The organism is Salinimicrobium sp. WS361, assembly GCF_050750585.1.
Taxonomy (GTDB): Bacteria; Bacteroidota; Bacteroidia; order Flavobacteriales; family Flavobacteriaceae; genus Salinimicrobium.
Genome location: NZ_JBOJLM010000022.1, coordinates 40,763 through 47,412, shown reverse-complemented (window position 1 = coordinate 47,412; position 6,650 = coordinate 40,763). Strand labels below are relative to the sequence as shown.

The 6,650-nt window shown below is 42.6% G+C and carries 7 protein-coding genes; all 7 read right to left on the bottom strand.

Going from position 1 to position 6,650, the window contains the following annotated elements; all coding sequences use genetic code 11:
- Positions 1-485, bottom strand: a 485-nt coding sequence (locus ACQ93I_RS15960; RefSeq protein WP_431699389.1) for a DUF192 domain-containing protein, incomplete at its 3' end; no start/stop codon positions are given.
- Positions 482-1,306, bottom strand: a complete 825-nt coding sequence (gene lgt / locus ACQ93I_RS15955) for a prolipoprotein diacylglyceryl transferase (protein WP_423818207.1) — start codon at positions 1,304-1,306, stop codon at positions 482-484. The genes ACQ93I_RS15960 and lgt, both read right to left, overlap by 4 nt.
- A 52-nt stretch (positions 1,307-1,358) precedes the next feature.
- Entirely contained in the window at positions 1,359-1,601 is a 243-nt protein-coding gene (gene yidD, locus ACQ93I_RS15950) for a membrane protein insertion efficiency factor YidD (protein ID WP_431699388.1), read from the bottom strand.
- A 12-nt stretch (positions 1,602-1,613) separates the two neighbouring features.
- Positions 1,614-3,101 carry a cysteine--tRNA ligase gene (cysS, locus tag ACQ93I_RS15945; protein ID WP_431699387.1) on the bottom strand — a complete coding sequence of 496 codons (1,488 nt, stop codon included), beginning with the start codon at positions 3,099-3,101 and terminating at the stop codon, positions 1,614-1,616.
- 15 nt (positions 3,102-3,116) lie between these two features.
- On the bottom strand, positions 3,117-3,794 hold the full coding sequence (gene folE, locus ACQ93I_RS15940; RefSeq protein ID WP_266071069.1) for a GTP cyclohydrolase I FolE: 678 nt from the start codon (positions 3,792-3,794) through the stop codon (positions 3,117-3,119).
- A gap of 161 nt (positions 3,795-3,955) precedes the next feature.
- A complete protein-coding gene (locus ACQ93I_RS15935) occupies positions 3,956-5,467 on the bottom strand; it encodes an OmpP1/FadL family transporter (RefSeq protein WP_431699386.1) in 1,512 nt (503 codons plus the stop codon).
- A gap of 24 nt (positions 5,468-5,491) precedes the next feature.
- Positions 5,492-6,580, bottom strand: coding sequence for a hypothetical protein (locus tag ACQ93I_RS15930; protein WP_431699385.1), 1,089 nt, complete (start codon positions 6,578-6,580; stop codon positions 5,492-5,494).
- Positions 6,581-6,650: the final 70 nt, after the last annotated feature.

The following is a 6,650-nucleotide window of genomic DNA, read 5'->3' as shown; positions in this document are numbered from 1 at the left end:
CTGTTTAAGATGAGACTGTCGCCCACAGCCAGGTTCCATTGGTCTGAAAGCCCTGCGTTGACTTCCAGAACGTATTGAGCCGGCTTTTCTGAAGGGATTGTCTCCAGGCTCTTTGGGTGGGCATTCTTCTGAATGCTTACAATCTTATTATTTGAACCAAGAAAGATGAGATCGAGGGGAATATTCGTGTTTTTCATGTAAAACCCACGTGGGGCTTCATCTTCAAAGATAAAGATCATTCCCTGATTATCTTCCATAGAGGAGCGGTACATGAGACCAGTTTCTCGCTGGTAATCGTCATCGGCGATTTCCAATTGCAGGTGCTGGATGGTGTCACCTGTTTCTTTTGTGAGATAAGCTTCGGCTTCTTTCGTAAAAGTAATAGGTTCAGCGATATCCTGCTGTACAGGTTCTTTGTTGTCCTTGCAGCTCAGCAGCACGCTTGCAGCCAGAAAAATGCTGTAAAAAGTGCTTTTCCTTATCATTTTACGCGACTTTTAGTCGAGGGCCTATACATGAAGTAGAAACCGGCAATTATAAACGGAACGCTCAGCCATTGACCTGTGTTTAATACCCAGTTGACCCTTTCGCCTACTTGTGGTTCTTTTACAAATTCTACAAAGAATCGTACAGACCATAGTAGTACTAAGAAAAGTCCAAAAATATAACCCAGTTTTTCCCTTTTTAAAGTTTTCCAGTAAGTGTACCAAAGAATGATAAACACCACGAGATAACATGCAGATTCATACAATTGAGCCGGGTGCCGGGCAAAATCCTCACCCAGTTTAGTGAAAACCACTCCAAAATCGCTGTTGGTAGGTTTTCCTATAATTTCAGAATTCATGAAGTTGCCAATCCGTACAAAAATACCTCCACAAGCTACGGGAATAACAATCCTGTCAAGGATCCAAAGAACCGGCTTATGCAGTATATTGCGGCAGTACAGGTACATGGCGGTGATAATACCTATTGCCGCCCCGTGACTTGCGAGACCTCTAAAACCGGTGAATTCAAACTCAGGTTCAAATCTTACGGGTAGGAATATTTCAAGAAGGTGGTTTTGAAAATAGTCCCAGTCATAGAAAATAACGTGTCCCAGCCTGGCGCCAATCAGCGTAGCAAGTACGGTGTAAATAAAAAGTGAATCCAGTTTTTCAATAGCAATTCCTTCTCTTTCGTAAATGCTCTTCATGAGGTACCAGCCTATGGTGAAGGCAACCACGAACATTAAACTGTAGTAGTGAATGACGAAAAATCCCAGATCAATTCCTTCGGAAGGATTCCAGTAGATTTTATTGAAAAGCATGAAATTGTTTTATTGTTGGAAGGTAAAGATACATATTTGGCGCCTTTCCTGATTATTTTTCCTCCTGAAGTTTCTTTGGAACAGGATCATATCCTTGTCCTCCCCACGGATTGCAACTGGCAATTCGTTTTATGGAGAGCCAGCTTCCCTTTAAAGCACCGTGCTGTTGCAGGGCTTCAACAGTGTACTGGGAACAGGTAGGTGTGTAGCGGCAACTTGCAGGCGTGAATGGCGAGATAAACCTTTGGTAGATCCTCACCAAGCCTATAAGCGGATATGTAAGCCACTTTTTCACAAGAAGGTTTTATTATTCTATGGCAAAGCTGGTGCCGTCTTTGCCATCCTTCAGCTGAATCCCAATCTCCAGGAGTTCATCCCTTATCTTATCGCTGGTAGCAAAATCTTTGTTAGCTCTGGCTTCTGCTCTTAATTTGATGAGCAGTTCTACCGTGCCCGAAAGTTTATTTCCGAAGTCATTATCGGCAGCTTCAGCAGTATCTATGAGTCCGAGAACGTCAAAAATGAAGTCGGATATTGTCTTTTTTAGCACCTCGAGGTCTTCAGCTGTAATCTTAGCTTTTCCGTCTTTAATGATATTGATCTGCTTTACAGCTTCAAAAAGTTGTGCGATGAGAATGGGGCTATTAAAATCGTCATTCATAGCGTCATAACACTTCTGTCTCCATTCAGCTACATCAAAATCGGAAGTTGCTGCGGTTTCAAGATGATCAAGTGCATGATACGCATCCATCAATCGCTGAAAACCTTTTTCGCTGGCCACAAGAGCTTCGTTTGAGAAATCGAGTATGCTGCGGTAGTTCGCCTGCAACATAAAGAACCGTGCTACTGTAGGTGCAAATCCTTTTTCGAGATTTGGATTGTCTCCTGTAAAGATCTCATTGGGAAGGATGTTATTACCGGTGCTTTTAGCCATTTTCTTCCCGTTAAGGGTAAGCATGTTGGCATGCATCCAGTAATTTACCGGAGTTTTTCCTGTAGCGGCTTCTCCCTGTGCAATTTCACATTCGTGATGCGGAAATTTTAGGTCCATTCCGCCGCCGTGAATGTCAAACTCCTCTCCCAGGTATTTTGAGCTCATCACGGTACATTCCAGGTGCCATCCTGGAAAACCATCGCTCCATGGCGAAGGCCAGCGCATAATGTGTTGAGGTTCGGCTTTTTTCCAGAGCGCAAAATCCTGCGGATTCCTTTTATCGCTTTGTGCAGCCAGCTCCCGGGTATTGGGAATCATGTCTTCCAGCTTTCTTCCGCTTAATTTGCCATAGTCATGAGATTCGTTGAATTTGATGACATCAAAGTAAACAGAACCGTTAGCTTCGTATGCATAGCCTTTTTCAAGGATCTCCTTGATAATCTCTATCTGCTCAACAATATGGCCGGTTGCGGTAGGCTCAATGCTGGGTGGGAGGTTGTTGAACTTCTGCAGAATATTGTGAAAATCTACAGTGTACCGCTGCACAACTTCCATAGGCTCAATTTGCTCAAGGCGTGCTTTTTTAGCGATCCTGTCTTCCCCTGAGTCGGCGTCATTTTCTAAATGCCCGGCATCGGTAATATTTCGTACATACCGCACTTTGTAACCCAGGTGTTTTAGGTATCTAAAAACAAGATCAAAGGAGATAAATGTGCGGCAATTGCCAAGGTGCACATTGCTGTAAACCGTAGGGCCGCAAACATACATGCCCACGGTACCTTCATTGATAGGTTTAAAAACTTCTTTTTCTCCCGATATTGAGTTGTAGATCTTTAATTCCTGCTGCTGGTAGAGTGCCATAAAAAATGTACAGATTTAGAATTCGGTTTCCAGATTGATGTAGTCTAAAAAGTCGCGTCTTGCTTCGGGATCTTTGAATCTTCCGCCGTATTCGCTGGTAACGGTACTGCTTTCGATATCCCTAATTCCGCGGCTGTTTACACAAAGGTGCTTGGCATCAATCACGCAGGCAACATCTTCGGTGCCCAATACTTCCTGGAGCTCCTTTACAATTTGCATGGTCAATCTCTCCTGTACCTGTGGGCGCTTGGCGTAATAATCTACAATGCGGTTCATTTTTGAAAGCCCTACAACGGTACCGTTGGAAATATATCCTACGTGTGCTCGTCCTACTATTGGCAGCAGGTGGTGCTCACAGGTAGAGTAGAGGGTGATGTTCTTTTCTACCAACATCTCCCCGTATTTATACTTGTTTTGAAAGGTTGAAGCCTTTGGTTTCAATTGAGGGTGCAACCCGCCAAATACTTCTTTAACAAACATCTTGGCTACCCTTTTTGGAGTTCCTTTAAGGCTATCATCGGTAAGATCAAGGCCCAGGGTGTCCAGGATGCTCTGTACGTCTTTTTGGATGCGTTCAATCTTTTCCTCATCACTTATTTCAAAGGCATCTTTACGCATAGGAGTGTCTGTATTGGGGCTTACAAAAGCATCTCCCATTTCATCAATAGCCTCGTCTATATTGTCTTTTTTCATAATTCTATATAAAGTAGCGTCTAAAACACTTGGTAAGTAAGCTTGCAAAGATACATATTTAAACCCTTTTTTGGAAGTCTGTTGCAGCAAGTTCAATGGCTGAAATAGGAGAAAAAATAAAAACAGCCCGAAGGCTGTTTTCTATATTAAAAAACTATGTGCTACAAGCCAAAACCTATGGTGAGCACATAATTTGAATTGTCTCTTGAAATTCCCATTCTGTCTGTTAATCCCGCCTGATATAATTGTGGGTTTGTTTCGCGTGAAGAATGATCGTAAGCAAAGTCAATTTTGATATTTCCAAAGCTGTATCCAATCCCGGCCGAATAACCTTCAAGGTCTCCCATGGGTAGTTCATTTGCATAAGGAGTTTCCTCAAACCTGTATCCACCTCTAAGGCTCCAATTCTGAATTCTGTACTCACCTCCAAGTCTAAATTTTGAAGCCCCTCCCAATTCATTGGAGATGATATTGTTTTGTTCCATAAAAGCAGGATCATCTGTAGGTTTGAATTTTGTAGTGGAGTAGTCTTTATAGGTGTAATCAAAACTAATAAGTGCCGATGCACCAAAGAGATATGCCAAACTTCCCGTGTAGCTGGCAGGAGTTTGCAGCTTATAATCGGGGTAAATGTTTACGATATTAGGTTCTACATAGTCAATGTCGGTCTCGATATACTGGCTTGTTTCTTCAGAAATTGTGTACCAGGTAGGAGATTCATAGGCTAATCCTGCTCTTAAATTTTGACCTACTTTGGCGATGGCCCCTAGTTGCAGGCTTAATCCAGATCCTAAAGTATTTAATTGATCTTCGAAATATACATACTCATCGGGTGCCTGTAGATTTTCCTCATCAATAGAAGTCATTCTTTCATAGTTGATGAAGTGTGAATTCAGGTTAATTCCCAGGTACAGGAAATCCTGGTATTGAGAAGCGAAATTGAAACTCAGTTTTCCATTTAGTCCCGTTGCGGTATAAGTGTAAATTTGATCGTATGTTCCCGGTGATAAGATACTGCTGTAAGAGTCAAGTTCCAGAAAACCAGGATCTGATTCTGGAAGGTTATTCGGGTTATCTACGCCAATCACTCCGCCCCAAAGGCCCAAATAAGCCTGTTGAGCTCCAAACCCCAAAGTCTCTCCCAGCCTGGCATAAGCCTCGCCGTCAGATTCATTTCTATAAGGGATAAGATATTCAACGGGAGTACCATTGGCATAAGCGAGAAAGTACTGGTCTATTGAATTGGGATTATTTCCCCTGGCCGAATAGGTGTTATTAAAACTTGAGGATTTATTGAAATTAAAACCGAGGGAAAACTTTTTCCAGTTTGCGTTCTCATTTCTATTGTTAAAGATAAAAACGGCTCCGGCCTGCCCAAGATCAACATTAGAGTCGGAACTGGAATTATAGCCGTTCATGAAGTTCAAGTCGTTGTTACTGTTCTCCACGTTGAGACTAAGCGAGGCGAAACTTGAAAGAAATACTGCTGAACCGGCAGGATTCACATTAAGTGAGGAAAGATCGCCTCCCAGGGCGCCAAAAGCACCACTCATAGCGCGATATCGTGCTGTTCCATTAAGATCTGTTGTCGAATATCTTACAGCATCTGTTATATTTTGAGCCTCCACAGTCATGGAGATCATGGCTGTGAAGGCAAAAATTAATCTTTTCATTTATGAAGTTGTTTTAGGGGGAATTTATCTACCGCCGCCACGTGACCTGGTTGATGATGAACTGGTTCGTGGTGCCGAAGAAGATCTTACTGTTGAAGAGGACCTTACTGATGGCGTAGAAGACCGGTAAGAACTGTTATTGCTTCTTGAAGAACGACTTGTTCTCACTGCAGGTCTTGAATCTGTTGAAGTGCTACTTCTTACGGCAGGTGTAGACCTACTACGTGAGGTTGTGCTTCTACTTCTATAAGTTTCATAAGAATCACTGCTACGACTTACTGTAGATCTTGTCCTGGTAGAACGGGTTTGATAGGTTCTGTCATTATTAGATCTTGTTGCGGCAGCTCTCACGTTACGGGTGTTAGAATATCCCTGTACTCTGGAAACACGGCTTTCTGAAGCTTCGGTATTCCGGTAGCGATTAGAATAGCTGTCTCTGCGTCCTGCATTATAAGCCACTTCACGTGTATTATAAGAACGGTAGTTGTTGTAGTATCCATAAGGGTTATAGGGGGAGTACCTGTGGCCGTAACCATAATATCCGCCCCAGCCATATCCCCAACCAATATTCCATCTCCAGGAAGGGTACGCATAGGTATGTCCGAAGTAAAAAGGATCGTAAAATCCGTAGCGATAATAATTTGCCCCCCAATACGGTCCATAAGCACCGGCATAGTAAGGGTTGCCAAATCCATACCCATAGTGGTATGGGCTGTAAAACGGATAGTTGTTATAAATATTTACTGCAATCTCATCGGGATCAGTTCCCCATGCGGCACGGCCGGGTTCATATTCCAAACCTTCGGCTCCAAACATATTTTCATCATATTGGCCAGATGAGTATGTTTCTACATCAGTAAATATGGCTCCATCTTCAGGAACAGCATCAAACTGTGCGGCTTTTTCTCCAAAGAGATTTTTATAATAAAGGGCGTCTTCATAAGATTCCTCGTAATCATTAGCAGTATACGCCTCTTCATTTTCTGAGGAGTTGTAAATACCGTCGTTGTCATAGCCGGCATACTGGTAAGAACTACAGGAAGCTAATAAAAACAGAGAGCTTAGTGCTGTAACCAGGCTTCTCACGTTTAAAAGCTTGTAGTATCGATTCATGACGTTGAATTATTTATTGAACAAAGATAAAAATAGTTAGTTTTGCGCTAACTTTATTTCACTAACAAGG